General features: G+C 41.7%; 19 protein-coding genes. 11 read left to right on the top strand and 8 right to left on the bottom strand.

What is annotated here, in order from left to right:
- The first annotated feature begins 71 nt into the window (after positions 1-71).
- From cccA to FNK51_RS20340, 3 genes are all read left to right on the top strand, one after another.
- On the top strand, positions 72-440 hold the full coding sequence (gene cccA / locus FNK51_RS20350) for a cytochrome c550 (protein ID WP_141994479.1): 369 nt from the start codon (positions 72-74) through the stop codon (positions 438-440).
- Between the two features lie 213 nt (positions 441-653).
- A complete protein-coding gene (locus tag FNK51_RS20345) occupies positions 654-1,361 on the top strand; it encodes a tRNA (adenine(22)-N(1))-methyltransferase (protein ID WP_076366291.1) in 708 nt (235 codons plus the stop codon).
- On the top strand, positions 1,358-2,476 hold the full coding sequence (locus tag FNK51_RS20340; RefSeq protein WP_141994478.1) for a Nif3-like dinuclear metal center hexameric protein: 1,119 nt from the start codon (positions 1,358-1,360) through the stop codon (positions 2,474-2,476). The genes FNK51_RS20345 and FNK51_RS20340 overlap by 4 nt, the downstream gene beginning before the upstream one ends.
- Positions 2,477-2,523: 47 nt before the next feature.
- Here FNK51_RS20340 and FNK51_RS20335 read toward each other — a convergent pair whose 3' ends face one another.
- Positions 2,524-3,468 (bottom strand): 4-hydroxy-3-methylbut-2-enyl diphosphate reductase, encoded by a 945-nt coding sequence (locus FNK51_RS20335; RefSeq protein WP_141994477.1) that lies wholly within the window; start codon positions 3,466-3,468, stop codon positions 2,524-2,526.
- Positions 3,469-3,594: 126 nt separating this feature from the next.
- Entirely contained in the window at positions 3,595-4,281 is a 687-nt protein-coding gene (vrrA, locus tag FNK51_RS20330; protein ID WP_098369784.1) for a VrrA/YqfQ family protein, read from the bottom strand.
- Between the two features lie 521 nt (positions 4,282-4,802).
- On the opposite strand from vrrA, the gene FNK51_RS20325 reads away from it, so the two are divergent.
- Entirely contained in the window at positions 4,803-6,116 is a 1,314-nt protein-coding gene (locus tag FNK51_RS20325) for a DEAD/DEAH box helicase (RefSeq protein WP_098369785.1), read from the top strand.
- A gap of 12 nt (positions 6,117-6,128) precedes the next feature.
- The gene (locus FNK51_RS20320) at positions 6,129-7,025 is read left to right on the top strand and encodes a deoxyribonuclease IV (RefSeq protein WP_098369786.1); all 897 of its coding nucleotides are present in this window, start codon (positions 6,129-6,131) and stop codon (positions 7,023-7,025) included.
- A 108-nt stretch (positions 7,026-7,133) separates the two neighbouring features.
- Here FNK51_RS20320 and FNK51_RS20315 read toward each other — a convergent pair whose 3' ends face one another.
- Positions 7,134-7,394: a DUF2624 family protein gene (locus FNK51_RS20315; RefSeq protein ID WP_098369787.1), complete on the bottom strand. Its 261-nt coding sequence runs from the start codon at positions 7,392-7,394 to the stop codon at positions 7,134-7,136.
- A 215-nt stretch (positions 7,395-7,609) separates the two neighbouring features.
- Here FNK51_RS20315 and FNK51_RS20310 point away from each other — a divergent pair, with 215 nt between their 5' ends.
- The 3 genes from FNK51_RS20310 to FNK51_RS20300 are packed head-to-tail and all read left to right on the top strand — an operon-like array spanning position 7,610 to position 9,670.
- Positions 7,610-8,374: a metal ABC transporter ATP-binding protein gene (locus FNK51_RS20310; RefSeq protein ID WP_286176880.1), complete on the top strand. Its 765-nt coding sequence runs from the start codon at positions 7,610-7,612 to the stop codon at positions 8,372-8,374.
- 21 nt (positions 8,375-8,395) lie between these two features.
- Positions 8,396-9,229: a metal ABC transporter permease gene (locus FNK51_RS20305; RefSeq protein ID WP_034308452.1), complete on the top strand. Its 834-nt coding sequence runs from the start codon at positions 8,396-8,398 to the stop codon at positions 9,227-9,229.
- Between the two features lie 15 nt (positions 9,230-9,244).
- Positions 9,245-9,670: a Fur family transcriptional regulator gene (locus FNK51_RS20300; RefSeq protein ID WP_141994476.1), complete on the top strand. Its 426-nt coding sequence runs from the start codon at positions 9,245-9,247 to the stop codon at positions 9,668-9,670.
- Positions 9,671-9,706: 36 nt separating this feature from the next.
- On the opposite strand, the gene FNK51_RS20295 is transcribed toward FNK51_RS20300, so the two are convergent.
- Positions 9,707-10,291 (bottom strand): 5' nucleotidase, NT5C type, encoded by a 585-nt coding sequence (locus FNK51_RS20295; protein ID WP_141994475.1) that lies wholly within the window; start codon positions 10,289-10,291, stop codon positions 9,707-9,709.
- Between the two features lie 167 nt (positions 10,292-10,458).
- Between FNK51_RS20295 and FNK51_RS20290 the strand changes: the two genes are divergently transcribed.
- Positions 10,459-10,929 (top strand): DUF4190 domain-containing protein, encoded by a 471-nt coding sequence (locus FNK51_RS20290; RefSeq protein WP_286178800.1) that lies wholly within the window; start codon positions 10,459-10,461, stop codon positions 10,927-10,929.
- 89 nt (positions 10,930-11,018) lie between these two features.
- Here the strand turns inward: FNK51_RS20290 and ispG are convergent, their stop codons facing one another.
- The 4 genes from ispG to FNK51_RS20270 all read right to left on the bottom strand — a co-directional run bounded on the left by ispG (position 11,019) and on the right by FNK51_RS20270 (position 14,089).
- A complete protein-coding gene (gene ispG, locus FNK51_RS20285; protein WP_098369791.1) occupies positions 11,019-12,140 on the bottom strand; it encodes a flavodoxin-dependent (E)-4-hydroxy-3-methylbut-2-enyl-diphosphate synthase in 1,122 nt (373 codons plus the stop codon).
- Positions 12,141-12,343: 203 nt separating this feature from the next.
- Positions 12,344-12,676 carry a LysM peptidoglycan-binding domain-containing protein gene (locus tag FNK51_RS20280; protein ID WP_141994474.1) on the bottom strand — a complete coding sequence of 111 codons (333 nt, stop codon included), beginning with the start codon at positions 12,674-12,676 and terminating at the stop codon, positions 12,344-12,346.
- Positions 12,677-12,788: 112 nt separating this feature from the next.
- Entirely contained in the window at positions 12,789-12,908 is a 120-nt protein-coding gene (locus FNK51_RS20275; RefSeq protein ID WP_141994480.1) for an anti-repressor SinI family protein, read from the bottom strand.
- A gap of 413 nt (positions 12,909-13,321) precedes the next feature.
- A complete protein-coding gene (locus FNK51_RS20270; RefSeq protein WP_098369793.1) occupies positions 13,322-14,089 on the bottom strand; it encodes a DUF1189 domain-containing protein in 768 nt (255 codons plus the stop codon).
- 162 nt (positions 14,090-14,251) lie between these two features.
- On the opposite strand from FNK51_RS20270, the gene FNK51_RS20265 reads away from it, so the two are divergent.
- Positions 14,252-14,737 (top strand): DUF456 domain-containing protein, encoded by a 486-nt coding sequence (locus tag FNK51_RS20265; protein ID WP_098369794.1) that lies wholly within the window; start codon positions 14,252-14,254, stop codon positions 14,735-14,737.
- Between the two features lie 143 nt (positions 14,738-14,880).
- Positions 14,881-15,489 (top strand): superoxide dismutase SodA, encoded by a 609-nt coding sequence (gene sodA / locus FNK51_RS20260; RefSeq protein WP_034308436.1) that lies wholly within the window; start codon positions 14,881-14,883, stop codon positions 15,487-15,489.
- Positions 15,490-15,858: the final 369 nt, after the last annotated feature.

Here is a 15,858-nt window from a genome sequence, read left to right as displayed (position 1 = left end):
AATAATATATAGCTGTTTGTATATAATATTAATTATGGTAAGTTTAGGTTCTACATAGGGGAGGAAATACTATGAATCGCAATCCAGTAATGCCTTTTATTATTATCATGGTTTTTGGTATTGGACTTATGTTTTTACTTTCGTTTAAAGGTTTGGGTGATGCCAAAGATCTTGCTAAGGAGAAAGAGGGCGGCGAAAAGACAGAAGAAACAGAAAATGCCTCAGCATCACCTGAGGACATTTATAAGCAAAACTGTATCTCTTGTCATGGTGACGCCTATCAAGGCGGTGTCGGGCCTGCTCTAAAAGGAGTTGGCGATCGTCTGTCGGTGGACGAGGTTAAAAACGTGATCACTAATGGACGAGGTGCAATGCCACCAGGTTTAGTCGAAGAACAGAACATTGACGCCATGGCCGAATATATTCATGGACTGAAATAAGTCATGAAACTGACTCAAGAAATCGTTGGAAAGCGAACTCTTTGAGTCAGTTTTTCATTTTTCGGAAAAGGAAGATTCCAGATGGAAGGTTTCTTTTGCCCTGATAGAAAGGGCCCTATTTCTCCTTTCTTCAATTTTTCGATTGAACTTGGTATAATCGAATGGGAAACTAATTATAGTAAGACATTATTTGAATTAAGAGAGTTGATAAATATGAATCATGAAAAACTATCGATGAGATTAGAACGTGTTGCCATACATATACCAAAGGGAAGCATCCTTGCAGATATAGGTTCAGACCATGCTTACTTGCCGTGCTATGCGGTGACTAACGGCTTGTGTGACAGCGCTATAGCAGGTGAGGTTGTAGAAGGTCCCTATCAGTCAGCACGCAAGCAAGTGGCAATGACGGGGCTTGGGGACAAGATAGAGGTCCGTAAAGGAAACGGTCTTGAAGTATTGAATCCTGATGAAGCGACATGCATTACGATTGCAGGCATGGGCGGGACTTTAATATCAAGTATATTGGAAAGCGGAAAAGGGAAACTCGGCAAGGCAGAAAGGCTCATCCTTCAGCCTAATGTCGGTGCAGCGAATGTTCGCAGCTGGCTAATCGAAAACGGCTGGGAACTTAGTGGAGAGGAAATCCTTGAGGAAGATGGAAAAATCTATGAGATCTTAATTGCCAAAAAAGGAGACCCGCTCCGCCCTTATGGGGTAAACAAGCAAGCCGGCCTTACTTTCGGTCCATACTTAAGAGAGCAATTCAGTGACATTTTCATAAAAAAATGGCAGCTTGAGAAAAAACATTTGGAAAGAATCATCGAACAATTGGATGAAAGTGGTAGAAGCGGACTGGAAACGAAGCGCAATGAATTAAAATCTCAAATTTCAGTAATTGAGGAGGTGCTTAAAGGGTGAAGAAAGTGAATGGCCACGAAATCATTGAAACGTTTGAACAATTCTCCCCAAAGCATTATGCAATGGAGGGAGATCCAATCGGGCTGCATGTCGGGCAGCTCAATAAGCCGGTTACTAAAGTGCTGATTGCCCTTGATGTGCTGGAAGAGGTTGTAGACGAAGCGATAGAACATGGCGTGGAATTGATCATCGCCCACCATCCGCTTATATACCGACCATTGAAAAGGATCGATACAAACGCAGCTGGAGGCCGCATCATCGAAAAGCTGATCAAACATGATATTGCTGTTTATGCTGCACATACCAATTTGGATGTTGCTAAGGGCGGAGTGAATGATTTACTTGCCGAAGCGCTACAATTGCAGGACACAGAGGTATTGATTCCAACTTACGAGACAGCTCTAAAGAAATTGGTCGTATATGTTCCAAAGACCGACGAACAAAAGGTGAGGGAAGCCCTAGGTAAGGCAGGGGCCGGAGCGATCGGGAACTACAGCAATTGTTCGTTTTCGGGGGAAGGTACCGGACGCTTCTTGCCAGGTGAAGGCAGTGAACCGGTAATTGGCTCTAAAGGAAAGCTTGAAGAAGTAGCTGAAATGCGGGTTGAAACGATATATCCGGAAAATATCGAGAAGAAAGTGCTAGCTGCGATGATTAAAGCCCATCCATATGAAGAAGTTGCTCACGATATATATAAACTGGAGAATAAAGGGGAATCTCTTGGCTTAGGAAAGATTGGTGTACTTGCTGAAGAAATGACACTTGAACAATTTTCCGAACATGTGAAGCGGACTCTCGATGTTGAAAAGGTGCGTGTCGTTGGAGATTTGCAAAGTCCGATAAAAAAAGTGGCCGTTTTGGGCGGAGACGGCAATAAATACTTTACGACAGCGAAATTCAAGGGAGCTGATGTTTACGTTACAGGTGATATGTATTACCATACAGCCCATGACGCGATGATGATTGGATTGAATATCGTGGATCCGGGCCACAATGTTGAAAAGGTGATGAAAAAAGGTGTAGCACGAATCCTTGAAAAAATGTGCCGCGAAAAGAACTACGATGTGGAATTCATTCCATCCCGGCTGAATACCGACCCTTTCCGCTTTATTTAAATAACACGAAAAAGGCAGCCTTAGTGGCTGCCTTTGTTTTTGTGCAATCATTTCTTCACTTTAATCTTAGGTAAAATCTTATGCAATGGCGTTTTCTTTTCGGTATTCCAAGTCGATTCATCATTTTCTTCGTATTGCTCTAGAAATGCGATAACTTCCTTCGTGATCGGAGTTGGTGTAGAAGCTCCCGAAGTGACGGCAACCGTTTCTGCATCCTTTAACCATTCAAGGTTCAACTCGGAAATGTCAGCGATTCGATAAGCTCTCGTGCCGGCAATCTCTTGGGATACTTGTGCAAGACGGTTTGAATTATTACTCTTGGGATCTCCGACAACGATTAAAACATCAGCTTCGCCAGCTTGCTCGGCAACCGCTTCTTGGCGAACCTGTGTCGCTAAACAAATTTCTTTATGGACTTCGGCATGCGGGAACTTTTCCTTGACCTTATCCATGATATCCAAAACATCCCATTGGCTCATCGTTGTTTGATTGGTGACAATGATCTTATCACTATTCAAAGTCAAGGCTTCCACATCTTCATCTTTTTGAACCAGGTGAACGACATCAGGAGCAACTCCGACAGCACCCTCTGGTTCCGGGTGGCCTTTTTTGCCTATATAAATGATTTGATAGCCTTCCGCTTGTTTTTCCCGAATTAAGTCATGTGTTGCGGTAACATCGGGACATGTGGCATCGAGCGTCACAAGACCTTTTTTCTCAGCAATCTTCCTAATTTCAGGTGAAACGCCGTGAGCAGTAAAGATGACGGTTCCGCTGTCCACCTGTTCGATGATATCGTTGCGGTTGCTTCCGTCCAACGTGATGATGCCTTCTTCTTCGAACGCATCCGTCACATGTTTGTTATGCACGATCATTCCTAAAATGTAAATGGGACGTGGCAAGGTTTTATCTAAAGCCGCATTACGGGCGATGACCATGGCATCGACAACGCCATAACAATAGCCGCGCGGGGAAATTTTAATCACTTTCATCTATGTGTCCTCCTTCAAGGCAAGAAACTCTCACTTTTTATACCTTTCTATTATATAAGACCATAGATGATATTACAAAACATCATATTTACATAAAATCAGTTATTGGAAAATTTTTTGCAGGCATTATATATAAAGCTTGGGACCGGATCTTTTTTCCCTTTTCGTTTCGGTACGAACTTGGGCGATGGGGCTAGCTTCTTTAGCTTTATCTTTTTTCTTGGAATCCGTTTTTACCTCACTGTTTTTTTGTTCCTCAACCTTTGGACCGCTTTCAACGGAAGCTCCCTCGTCCTCGGTCCCACCGGCTGATGATATGCTCTTGAAAACTTTCCACATGGAAGGCAAATTTTTAACAACTGGCCCGTATTGTTCCACCATAGGCGTGAATTGTTCCGCCGCCTGCAACACTTTTTGCGTGTTGGAAAGCATATTATTAAGCGAATCGGGGTTTTTTAATGTTTCTAAAATACCGCCTCCGCTGCTTCTTGAAGAACTTTTGTTAGTGGAAGCGGCTGGCGCAAACAAATTGGGAGAAGCTCCTTTTTGTTTCGACTTACCGAGTATTTTTGACAATAACCCTTCTTTCTTTGCTGGCGGCATTTCCTGCCGCTGCGGTTGGGTGAAAGGGCCTCGGAAACCTTGGGGTCCCTGTGGCATCTGCGGTCTGTTTTGGACCATCGGCCGCTGCATCTGCTGATAAGGATGGGGAATTTGCCGTGACTGTCCGAATGGAGCAGGGTGCTGCTGCATCCTTCGCCCATTGGGTGGCTGAAAACCGGGTCCGGGTTGACGATTTCTATTTGGGAACATAGGTTTCACCTCCTCAGTTTTTATATGCGGTGTAATCTTCTATATAAATTATGCAACTCGGCAAAAAAGGTTTGAGGAAAGAGTGACTGGGCAGTTGTGAAGTAACCGGAAAGAAGGTAAGATGGTAACGGTAGTCTTTTAGCTCCATGTCTGCGGGGGATACGCTATGACCAGGACAGGGGCTTTTCGTTTGCAAGAGTCCATTTTAAGAGAACTAACCTCAGCGCATGCGCTTTTGTGATTTAATTAAATGGGTCACAGGGAAAAAAGTAGATGGCCTGACCTATGGGACAATCCCTATTTTCTTCACGAGCAACCCAAGGCGCTTGCGCTTTTTGTGTAATCCAGCTTCAGCGCCTAGCTCGATGTGAAAAAGAGGATAGCCCTCACAAGGCAAAAAGCGCCTTATGGGACAATCCCTATTTTCTTCATTAGCAACCCAAGGCGCTTGCGCTTTTTGTGTAAAATTTATTATAATAACAGGACATGTCTAATGACTGACAGGATAAAGGAGTTTTTTGATGAAACAAAATCAATTTGAACGATTTAATTTGAAAAGCTACATTCTAGATGCGGTTCGCACTTTAGGGTTCGATAAGCCGACGGAAATTCAAGAGCGCGTGCTTCCGTCGCTTTTAAAGGGAAGTAGCTTAATTGGCCAGTCGCAGACAGGTACAGGAAAGACACATTCCTATTTGCTGCCAATCATGAACAGGCTTGATGCTGGTAAAAATGAGGTTCAAGCGATTATTTCCGCACCAACCCGTGAGTTAGCGAACCAAATCTACAAAGAAGCTTTGAAAATTGCTGACCATTTCCCTGAGGATGAGCAGATTCAAGTCCGTTGTTTCATCGGTGGCACTGATAAACAGCGAATGATAGACAAATTGAAGACACAGCCACAATTGGTAATTGGTACGCCGGGCCGGATCAAGGACTTGGTTGAAGCTCAGGCATTACAGGTGTATACAGCTAAAATGCTTGTAGTCGATGAAGCGGACCTTATGCTAGACATGGGATTCATTGAAGATGTCGATTTATTTGCATCACGTATGGCTGAAAAAATTCAAATGCTTGTCTTTTCGGCAACCATCCCAGAAAAGTTGAAGCCGTTTTTGAATAAATACATGGAGAATCCAAAGTATGTTCAAGTAAATCCCAAGCAGGCGACAGCTTCGAAAATTGAACATGTTCTTATACCGCTTCGTCACCGTAACAAAGAGCAGTTACTTCATGATATCATCGTTCGTTATAATCCATATTTGGCGATTGTTTTCACGAACACAAAGAAAATGGCGGATCATGTGGCTAATTCCTTGAGCGAAAAAGGATTGAATGTCGGTCGTATTCATGGGGATTTAACGCCTCGTGAGCGTAAAAAAATGATGAAGCAAATCAATGATTTGGAATATCAATTCATCGTTGCGACAGATCTGGCTTCCCGTGGAATCGATATTGAAGGTGTAAGTCATATCATTAACTATGAATTGCCTTCAGATTTGGATTTTTATATCCATAGGACGGGTAGGACGGCTCGTGCAGGATATTCAGGCATTGCCACTACCATTTATGATACTTCTGATGAAGATTCATTGAACCGCCTTGAAAAAATGGGCATTCAGTTCCGTGATGCCGATATCCAAAACGGTGATTGGGTTGATATCGACGAACGTAATAAACGGAAAAACCGTAAAAAACAAAAATCTGATATTGATGTTAAAGCGAGCAGGCACGTCAAGAAGCCAACTAAAGTCAAGCCAGGATACAAGAAGAAAATTCAACGTGATGTGGAAAACTTTAAAAAACGCGAACGTCGTATACAGAGAAAGAAATAGGGGAGAAATCAGATGCTGAAGATTGGATCGCATGTTTCAATGAGCGGGAAAGGTATGCTTCTTGCTGCGAGTCAAGAAGCGGCTTCGTATGGCTCCAACACATTCATGATCTATACAGGGGCCCCTCAAAACACAAGACGTAAAAAAATCGAGGATTTAAATATCGAAGCCGGAAGACTGCATATGGAGGAGAATGGAATCAGCGATATCGTAGTCCATGCTCCGTATATCATTAATATAGGAAATACCACGAATCCAGCCACATATGAGCTTGGAGTCAACTTTTTACGCAGCGAAATCGATCGGACCGAAGCGATTGGCGCAAGGCAAATCGTACTTCATCCAGGTGCGCATGTTGGTGCAGGCAGTGAACTGGGAATCAAGAGAATCATCGAAGGTTTGAATGAAGTGCTGACTGCCGACGATAAAGTTCAGATTGCCCTTGAAACGATGGCGGGTAAAGGTTCTGAATGTGGCAGGTCTTTCGAGGAGCTGGCGATGATCATTGATGGTGTAACCCATAATGAAAAATTATCGGTATGCTTCGATACTTGCCATACTCACGATGCCGGATATAATATCATCGAGGATTTTGATGGCGTACTGAATGAATTTGATAAATTGGTCGGTGTTGACCGTATCAAGGTTCTTCATATAAACGATAGCAAAAACGAACGCGGCACCCGTAAGGACCGCCATGAAAACATTGGATTTGGTCATATTGGTTTTAAGGCGTTGAATGATATTGTGCACCATCCTCAATTAAGCAATGTTCCGAAAATCCTGGAAACACCTTATGTAGGGGAAGACAAAAAAGACAAAAAGGCACCTTATAAATTCGAAATTGATATGTTCAAGAATAATCAATTTGAAGAAGATGTATTGGAAAAGATCAGATTCCAACAATAATCATTATAGAAAAGGACGATTCATTGAAATAAAGATGAATCGTCCTTTCATTTTGCATTTGGAGTAAATATGCTCAAATAAAGACTGTCAGCAACAGGCTTAAGATCTTTAAAAAGTGGAAGTAAGGTTGTTGAAGAGGGATTCTATCTCCCTGGCTGTGCTTGCTCCGGCAACTTTTGCAATTTGACCAAGTACATTCTGTCTTTGACGTATATCAAAAATGTTAATATTTTTACCGGCTAGAAGTGCAGTGATATCCTGTGCCTGTTTTTGAGTGAGTGAAACCTTATGCTGTTTAGCAAGGGAAAGCAGTTCATCGGGGCGTATATTGTTGATTTTATGATTGACCATCATTTCAAATAATTTCAAACGATCTCCTCCTTTGTTAAAACATATGAAGGAGGAAGACGTATTTGAACATGAAACTTCGTTTTGGTTACGGTAAATTGGTTCAGATGACTTTTTTTTGGTGATTCGGGGCGTTTCGGCACTTGTTAAGAAGACCGGATTCTTTACATCTGGACTTCTTTGATTTATACTAACGATTGTTAATCGTAATGATTCTTAAAAAAAAGGTGATCTCTTTGGATAATGTAGTAAACCCCATAGTTAAATTTGAAGATATATCATACAAATATACAAAAGATCTAGTGCTGGAACATGTTTCACTTGAAATTCCTAGAGGGGCCTTCTTAGCTATCGTCGGGCCGAATGGATCCGGTAAGTCAACGCTTTTGAAGTTGCTGCTTGGTCTGTTCAAGCTTCAAAAGGGCAAAATTGAAATATTCGGGGAAGACATACGACGCTTTAAAGATTGGCAAAAGGTCGGGTTCGTTTCCCAAAAGGCGAATTCCTTCAACTCAGGATTCCCTGCCACTGTTTTTGAAGTGGTTCAGAGCGGTTTGACCAAAAAAATTGGCTTGTTTAAGTTTGCAGGCAAAGAGGATAAGCAAAAGGTGAAGAAGGCTCTGGAATCCGTGGATATGCTTGAATATCAGAACCGTAATATCGGGGAATTGTCCGGAGGCCAACAGCAAAGGGTATTCATTGCCCGTTCACTGGTCAGCGAACCGGAATTGATGATATTGGATGAACCCACGGTTGGCGTTGATTCAAAAAACGTCCATCAATTTTATGAAATGCTTGAGATGTTGAATAAAAAATTAGGAATAACCCTGATTTTAGTAACCCATGATGTTGGTACTGTGACCGATAAAGTCACACATGTCGCCTGTTTGAATAAAAAGCTTCATTTTCATGGGGATGCCCGTGAATATAATGAATTGGATGAAGGTGAGCTCTCGTCCATTTATGGACATGGGGTCCAATTTTTAAATCATAATCATTAATATGTTTTGGAGGATAGCCCAATGATATCGGGGATATTGCAATTTGAATTTTTGCAGAACGCATTCTTGACCGGAATCATCATCGGAGCGATTGCGCCATTAGTGGGCGTTTTTGTCGTGGTAAGGCGGATGTCGATGATTTCCGATGCGCTCAGTCATGTAGCGCTTGCTGGTATAGCGTTTAGTTTATTGCTGCAGAAGAGCTTTCTATCTTTAGCAGGATTGAATCCACTTTATATTGGAATGGCGTTTTCTGTAGGTGGTTCATTATTCATTGAAAAATTAAGAGGGGTGTACAAGCATTACCAAGAGCTTGCAATCCCGATCATAATGTCCGGCGGCATGGGTCTTAGTGTCATTTTCATATCCATTGCAGATGGTTTCAATACCGATTTATATGGTTATTTATTCGGCAGTGTCAGTGCCGTCAGCCGGGCGGACCTGTATGTCATTTTGGCAGTGGGGCTAGTCGTAGCCTTGATGCTTACCTTATTGTATAAAGAATTATTTCTGTTATCTTTTGATGAAGAGCATGCCAAAGCGTCTGGAATACCTTATAAGGCGATTCATTTTATTTTTATTGTCATGGTCGCATTGGTCATTGCGGCTTCCATGAAAATCATTGGCATATTACTTGTTTCTTCGCTCATGACGCTCCCGGTAGCAGCTAGCCTCCGCTTTGCGAAGGGCTTTAAGCAGATGATTGGTTATTCGGTATTATTCGGTGAAGTTTCTGTCATTGGCGGATTATTCTTATCATACAACCTTGACCTCGCTCCTGGTGGGACCATTGTAATTATAGCTGTACTAATTCTCATCTTGTCAATTTTGTTTGATAAGTGGAAAAATCGATAGATGGGGTGATGTATTTTGAACGTAACTACTGCCATGCAACTTTTAAAAGATAAAGGTTTTAAGCATACAGGAAAGAGGGAAGAAATGCTTCAGCTTTTCTCTTCCAGTGATAAATATTTAACGGCCAAAGATGTATTGGAGAATATGAAAAAGGATTATCCAGGTTTAAGCTTTGATACGATTTACAGGAACCTTTCCTTATTTGTCGAGCTTGGCATCTTTGAAGCAACCGAGTTGGAAGGGGAAAAGCGTTTTCGTTTTACATGCGGTCATTCTTCCCACCATCACCACTTCATCTGTTTGAATTGTGGAAAAACGAAAGAAATCGAACTGTGCCCGATGCAGGAACTTCAGGAAAGCTTGAAGGACTACGATGTTTCGGGGCATAAATTTGAAATTTACGGACGCTGTCCCGCATGTAGCGTATCTTTGGAAGCATAAAAACCATTGACCTCCAGTCAATGGTTTTTTCTTGTCTCATTTTATAGTCGTCACTTTCCCTGACATCCAATTATTCACCCAGGCTGAGGCTTCTTGCCAATTGTTGACCCGAATCACCCTTTCAGGCACGGGATCTTGATTGTAGGGGGTATTAAATAAAATCACGGGTATTTTACACTCTTCCGAAATCGCCACTGCGTTATCGTGCTTGTCCTCTAAAAAGAGATCGACTTCGAATTTTTTGGCTGCAGCAATCTTATCGTGAGAACCTACAAGTTCTATATGATCATATAGGACTTGATTAGTCGAAAACCAATCCTTCGTTACATCCAATAGGCGGGTGCTCCTGGCACTGATGAAATAAAGGTTGGCTTGTTCTGTCCATTTTTCCAAAACATCTTTCGCACCCTCAGCCAATAATGATTCGGAATAGATGAGTGGCTCGGTCTCAATGAACCATTTAGTGAAATCCTCTTTTGGAACATTCACGAAAGGGAATAAGTCATATTCTGTAATGTCTTCATAAGCTAAATTCAGCTGAAAAGCTTTATTTAAAAAGGGGACCATGGAATCAGGTCTTGTGACAGTCCCGTCTATATCGATGCCAAAACGTTTTTTCATGATGAATCTCTCCTCATTTTCAATACTTGTAATAGTGTAACATATCCCCTCATAGCTTTGGTAAAAACCCATATTTATTTCCAAGACATGAAACCATTTTCACGGTGGTTCCTGCAATTTTTACATACACTATAAATGCTTCACAAACGAAAGTGAGGGATGCGCGAATGGAAAAAGATCAATACTCCAGTATTGACGATGAAATGCAATTGGCGAAAGAGGGAAGTGAACCATCCGTTGTGGATGATCAGCATCATGAACGGTATTATAATGAAGATACACCTGAAGATGACAGACGATATGAGAGTCGTGGGACCATAACCAATATGGATAACCGGTATCAGGAAGAAACGTCTGCCGAGATTTCAGCACCACCTCAGCGAATCAGGTCATATAGAAATGATGAACCTGTAGAGGATAATGTTTCGGGGGATGTGGCATCAAGAGGAAAAGTGATTGGTGTCATATCATTGATCATCTCCATTTTATCGTTATTCATGATGCCTTTCATTTTAGGGATTGTAGGTATCATTGTAGGAATAGTGGCCAGAAGCCGGGGATCGAACCTGGGTACATGGGCCATCGGCATAGGTGCAGTCTCCATCATCGTTGCCATATTCATCCTGCCGTTCTTTTAGCATCATTAAACCCTTTGATGTCATTATGCATCAAAGGGTTTTTCAAACAAAAAAAATCCCGATAATGAAAATTCGGGATTTTTTTTGTTTTATTTATTTAGTGTAGCTGCAGCAGCAGCTTCGGCTCTTTGTTTTTCATAGTACTCTTCAGCGATTTTGTCAATTTCCTTTTTCAGTTCCTCGACCATCGTCTCTTCAGGCACTTTACGTACGATTTGACCTTTTCTAAACAATAAACCTTCACCACGTGCCCCGGCAATGCCGATATCAGCCTCACGGGCTTCTCCAGGGCCGTTTACCGCACAACCAAGCACTGATACCTTTATTGGTGCTTTAACGGTCTGGATGTACTCTTCAACTTCATTGGCGATGGAAATCAAATCAATCTCGATTCGACCGCAAGTAGGGCAGGAAATTAAAGTGGCCATGTTAGAAGCAAGGCCAAATACTTTTAGAAGCTCCCTTGCCACCTTCACCTCTTCGACAGGGTCGGCACTTAAGGAAACACGCATCGTGCTCCCGATTCCTTGACTTAGGATGGCACCTAATCCGGCAGCGCTTTTTACGGTCCCGGAGAACAGTGTTCCTGATTCCGTGATCCCAAGATGTAAAGGATAATCGAATGCTTTTGAAGCTTTTTCATATGCTTCGATGGCTAAATTGACATCGGAAGCCTTCATGGAAACGATAATGTCATGAAAATCGAGGTCTTCCAGGATCTTGATATGGTGTAAAGCACTTTCCACCATTCCATCAGCCGTCGGGAAGCCATATTTCTCGATGATTTTCTTCTCGAGAGAACCAGCATTTACCCCTATGCGGATTGGGATTCCTTTAGCCTTTGCAGCTTTCACGACTGCTTCAACCTTTTCACGGCGTCCGATGTTACCAGGATTTATCCTGATTTTATCCGCTCCGCCTTCAATGGCCTTCAAAGCAAGTTTGTAATCGAAATGGATATCGACTACAAGAGGGATGTTTATCCGTTTTTTTATCTCAGAGATTGCATCAGCTGCCCTTTCATCCGGACAGGCGACACGTACGATTTGACATCCCGCTTCTTCAAGACGAAGGATTTCTGCAACCGTTGCTTCAACATCATGTGTTTTTGTCGTTGTCATGCTTTGTACGATAACTTCATTATTGCCGCCAATCGTTAAGTTTCCGACTTTAATTGGCCGCGTCTTGGTGCGATGTATGATTTCACTCAAGTGGAATTCTCTCCTTTAGGAAAAAATCAGTTTTGATTTTTAATTTGCTTCTCTGAAATATTGTATCAATGTACATACCGCTTGACAAGGAAATAGGACGCATAATCTTATTTCAATATGAGATTTTTCCTATTTCAGGATATACCTGGTGCTTGGAAAACCCCTTTAATGGTACTTGTGAAGGCGCAGAACCCTTTTGACAGTTATTTATAAACGGGTATCTTATATGTTTTGCCAATCTGCATATTTTCGGGCTTCAATCCTTCATTCAAACTTTGAAAGTCAGCGATGATCGTTTCGATTGGCTGATTGGATCCGTCTTTTTCCGTTTCAACAATGGAGAGTAAGGTATCCCCGGGTTTCATGGTGATTTCTTTATAAGCGGCAGATGGTGTGGATGCAGGCTGGCTGGCCGGCACGGCCGGTTCGCCTGTAGAGGCCGGTGGATGGGAAGCCGGCAGGGTACCCGTAGTCAAATCAAAATAAATAATAAATAAAGTGAAACAGAATGAGATAAAAAGCAGTAGCCGTTTCAATTTTCCATCCTCCCAAGCTTGTCTTTAATTCATCATACTTGGAGGGGACAAAAAATATGCCTAAAAATGGGCAATTTTTCAAATGGAATGTGAGAGTGACCAATCAAATTTTCTATTTCGGTTGAGTAACATCCTTATTATTTGAATGTGTGCTAAGAAAGGAGCGAATTTCCTTTAGGGTCAGACCGCTCGTTTTTGCCTCCATTATGAGTAACAACCACTGTACATCAATATGACTCTCTTCACGTCTATCACCCCTTAAATACTATTTCAACCATAAGTATAGGAATAACTTGGTGAGTATTTTGTCGAATTAAGTAGATATAAAAAATGATTACTGTAGTCATATGCGGGAAAGGCATGGATTACTCGATTTTATCCAAAAGCAAAAAGATCTGGAGCAGGCGGGTCGGATCTTGGTTTGTAGACTAATGAGTTCTATCAAAATTTACAAGATGATTGGAACGGGTGTGCGCGGGACTCCTGCTTAGAAAAGCGCGTCTAAGGGAGAACCCGCAGGCGCAAAGAGGACCGCCCGCGGAAAGTCAGTGCCCTACGTTCCAATTTTACAAACTCATAAAAGACTGTAGGCAAACTCGATTCTCATCGAGTTTGCCTACAGTCTGAGTTCGAAACTTTTTAATGTCAATTTCCGATCTTATTGGCTGATGTTTCTTTAATGGATAAATATAACATCATCAATGTCACAAACCAGCTAATGATGGAAGCGAATGGTACATTTGCTTGAAAAGCATCCATGATGGTGAAGAATATGGTGGCAAGCGTTATGCTGTATGCACCGATTCTCCAAAGATGCCGATAGGAAAGAGGACGGCCAAGAGCATTTTTGAAAAAAAGACCGAAAGCGGCAAGGATTGTCACTTTAATGAAGATTCCGCTAGCAGTAAACAGGTATAATATAAGTAGAAGCAATGGAAGGATGATCGGCAGCACAGATTCAACTGAATCAAGCCAAGTGGATATTTCCTGATTATCTCCCTCCAGAACTGAATATGGAGAGGATTGCACGTTGCCTCCGGATACGAAAACCAGATCAGACTTTAAAAGCGCGACAGCCTCATCAGCTTTTGCAGCTACTTCTTCCGGGGTCAAGGCTCCCGTGCCATCTACAAAAATTTGATATCCGTTTTTATTCAGGCTAAATGGCTCATCTTTTTCAGTCGTCAACGTGCCATTTTTGATTTCAAATGGCGGTAAGTCTTCGGATACTGTTTCGTGCATGGCATCTATTCCGTCAGCTACCATTGTACCGAAATAAAAAGCTGAAGGGAGAAAGGCGATGAGACTTATAAAGAAAACGAATAAAATCGTTTTCCCGATACCTTGGTTTTGAAAGGAAGCGATATCTTTTGGAGAATATAAGCTTACCCACAGTTGTTTGAATATGTTCATGTTTTCAGCACCTAACTATATAAGATTCCTAACCAATTTTAACTATATGGGAAAAATAAAACAACCTGTATTCCGCTTCATTGGTTTCAACCATCAGTAATGAGGTAATTATGGAGAGATAAAGTCAAATTATAAATGAAATGAGAAAGGGGCGTTTTAGTTATGGATACACTATTTTGGATAATAATTACCCTCATGTTCATAATGGGATTTGTCGGTCTGATTTTTCCAATCATCCCAAGTGTTTTGTTCATTTTCGGCGGAATATTGTTATATGGACTATTTTATTCTTTTGAACCATTTGGCTGGTTTTTCTGGACGGTCCAAATTTTATTCGTCATCCTTTTATTCGCAGCTGATTATATTGCGAACATGGTCGGGGTCAAAAAGTATGGAGGCACGAAAGCGGGAATTTGGGGCAGTACGATTGGGCTTCTGGTCGGGCCATTCGTGATTCCGTTCGTCGGAATACTAATAGGTCCATTCATCGGGGCATTCCTGGCTGAGATAATAGTACATAAAAAAGACCCGGTTACTGCTTCAAAAATCGGCCTTGGTTCCGTTGTAGGCTTTATAAGCAGCGTAATCACAAAAGGGATCATTCAACTTTTGATGATAGGATATTTTATATTCGTGGTATTCTCATAGGAAATAAAATCGAAAAATGAAAAATTGAGGCATAAGGTTTGAAACGGTTACAAAAATTTGATACTCTATTGCTAGCGAGCTTTAGGTATCTTTCGAGAACTGAAGCCCTCAAAAAAACAGCTTACATAGGGAGGAATTTTATTATGGCTTTTGAACTTCCACAATTACCGTATGCATATGATGCATTAGAACCACACATCGACAAAGAAACAATGAACATTCACCACACTAAACATCACAACACATATGTGACAAACCTGAACAATGCGCTAGAAGGCAACCAAGAACTTCTAAGCAAAAGCGTTGAAGAAATCGTCGCTAACCTTGACGCAGTACCTGAAGCTGTTCGTACAGCTGTACGCAACAATGGTGGCGGACATGCTAACCACACTTTATTCTGGGAAATCCTTTCACCTAACGGCGGCGGACAACCAACTGGTGAATTAGCGGATGCTATCACTTCAAAATTCGGAAGCTTTGACAGCTTTAAAGAAGAGTTCGCTAAAGCGGCTACTACTCGTTTTGGATCTGGCTGGGCTTGGCTTGCAGTCAACAATGGCGAGTTGGAAGTAACAAGCACACCGAACCAAGACAATCCATTATCAGAAGGTAAAACACCGCTTCTTGGATTGGACGTTTGGGAACATGCTTACTACTTAAACTACCAAAACCGCCGTCCTGAATACATCAATTCTTTCTGGAATGTTGTAAACTGGGATGAAGTTGCAAAACGTTACAGTGCTGCAAAATAATTTGTAATTAAAAAAGACAGGATTCCTTTTGTGAAAAGGAATCCTGTCTTTTTTTTGTTTCTTTTATCCGAACGGGAACATTAAAGAAAAACAATATAAAGGCAACTCGTATTGCTGTTTCGCCAAAAGAAGTGAAAGAAACTCACGAGTAAAAGCATCGAATTCACGAGTAACGCACAACTTTAGAGTAAACACTCCAATTCCTGAGTGAAATCTCGAAACTCACGAGTAAAAGCTCAAAACTCACGAGTAAAAGGCCGAAATTCACGAGTAAAAGCTCAAAACTCACGAGTAAAAGCATTGAATTCACGAGTAACGCACAACTTTACGAGTAAACACTCCAATTCCTGAGTGAAATCTCGAAACTCA

The sequence above is a fragment of the Bacillus sp. B4EP4a genome (assembly GCF_006680105.1).
GTDB classification, from domain to species: Bacteria; Bacillota; Bacilli; order Bacillales; family DSM-1321; genus Peribacillus; species Peribacillus simplex_E.
The sequence above is the reverse complement of the archived record's forward strand: the minus strand, read 5'-3'. Positions and strand labels throughout refer to the sequence as shown.

Coding starts and splice junctions, on each gene's coding strand:
- FNK51_RS20345 (WP_076366291.1), top strand. CDS start 654: ATGAATCATGAAAAACTATCGATGAGATTAGAACGTGTTGCCATACAT.
- FNK51_RS20335 (WP_141994477.1), bottom strand. CDS start 3,468: ATGAAAGTGATTAAAATTTCCCCGCGCGGCTATTGTTATGGCGTTGTC.
- sodA (WP_034308436.1), top strand. CDS start 14,881: ATGGCTTTTGAACTTCCACAATTACCGTATGCATATGATGCATTAGAA.
- FNK51_RS20270 (WP_098369793.1), bottom strand. CDS start 14,089: ATGAACATATTCAAACAACTGTGGGTAAGCTTATATTCTCCAAAAGAT.
- FNK51_RS20265 (WP_098369794.1), top strand. CDS start 14,252: ATGGATACACTATTTTGGATAATAATTACCCTCATGTTCATAATGGGA.
- FNK51_RS20325 (WP_098369785.1), top strand. CDS start 4,803: ATGAAACAAAATCAATTTGAACGATTTAATTTGAAAAGCTACATTCTA.
- cccA (WP_141994479.1), top strand. CDS start 72: ATGAATCGCAATCCAGTAATGCCTTTTATTATTATCATGGTTTTTGGT.
- FNK51_RS20305 (WP_034308452.1), top strand. CDS start 8,396: ATGATATCGGGGATATTGCAATTTGAATTTTTGCAGAACGCATTCTTG.
- vrrA (WP_098369784.1), bottom strand. CDS start 4,281: ATGTTCCCAAATAGAAATCGTCAACCCGGACCCGGTTTTCAGCCACCC.
- FNK51_RS20290 (WP_286178800.1), top strand. CDS start 10,459: ATGGAAAAAGATCAATACTCCAGTATTGACGATGAAATGCAATTGGCG.
- FNK51_RS20295 (WP_141994475.1), bottom strand. CDS start 10,291: ATGAAAAAACGTTTTGGCATCGATATAGACGGGACTGTCACAAGACCT.
- FNK51_RS20320 (WP_098369786.1), top strand. CDS start 6,129: ATGCTGAAGATTGGATCGCATGTTTCAATGAGCGGGAAAGGTATGCTT.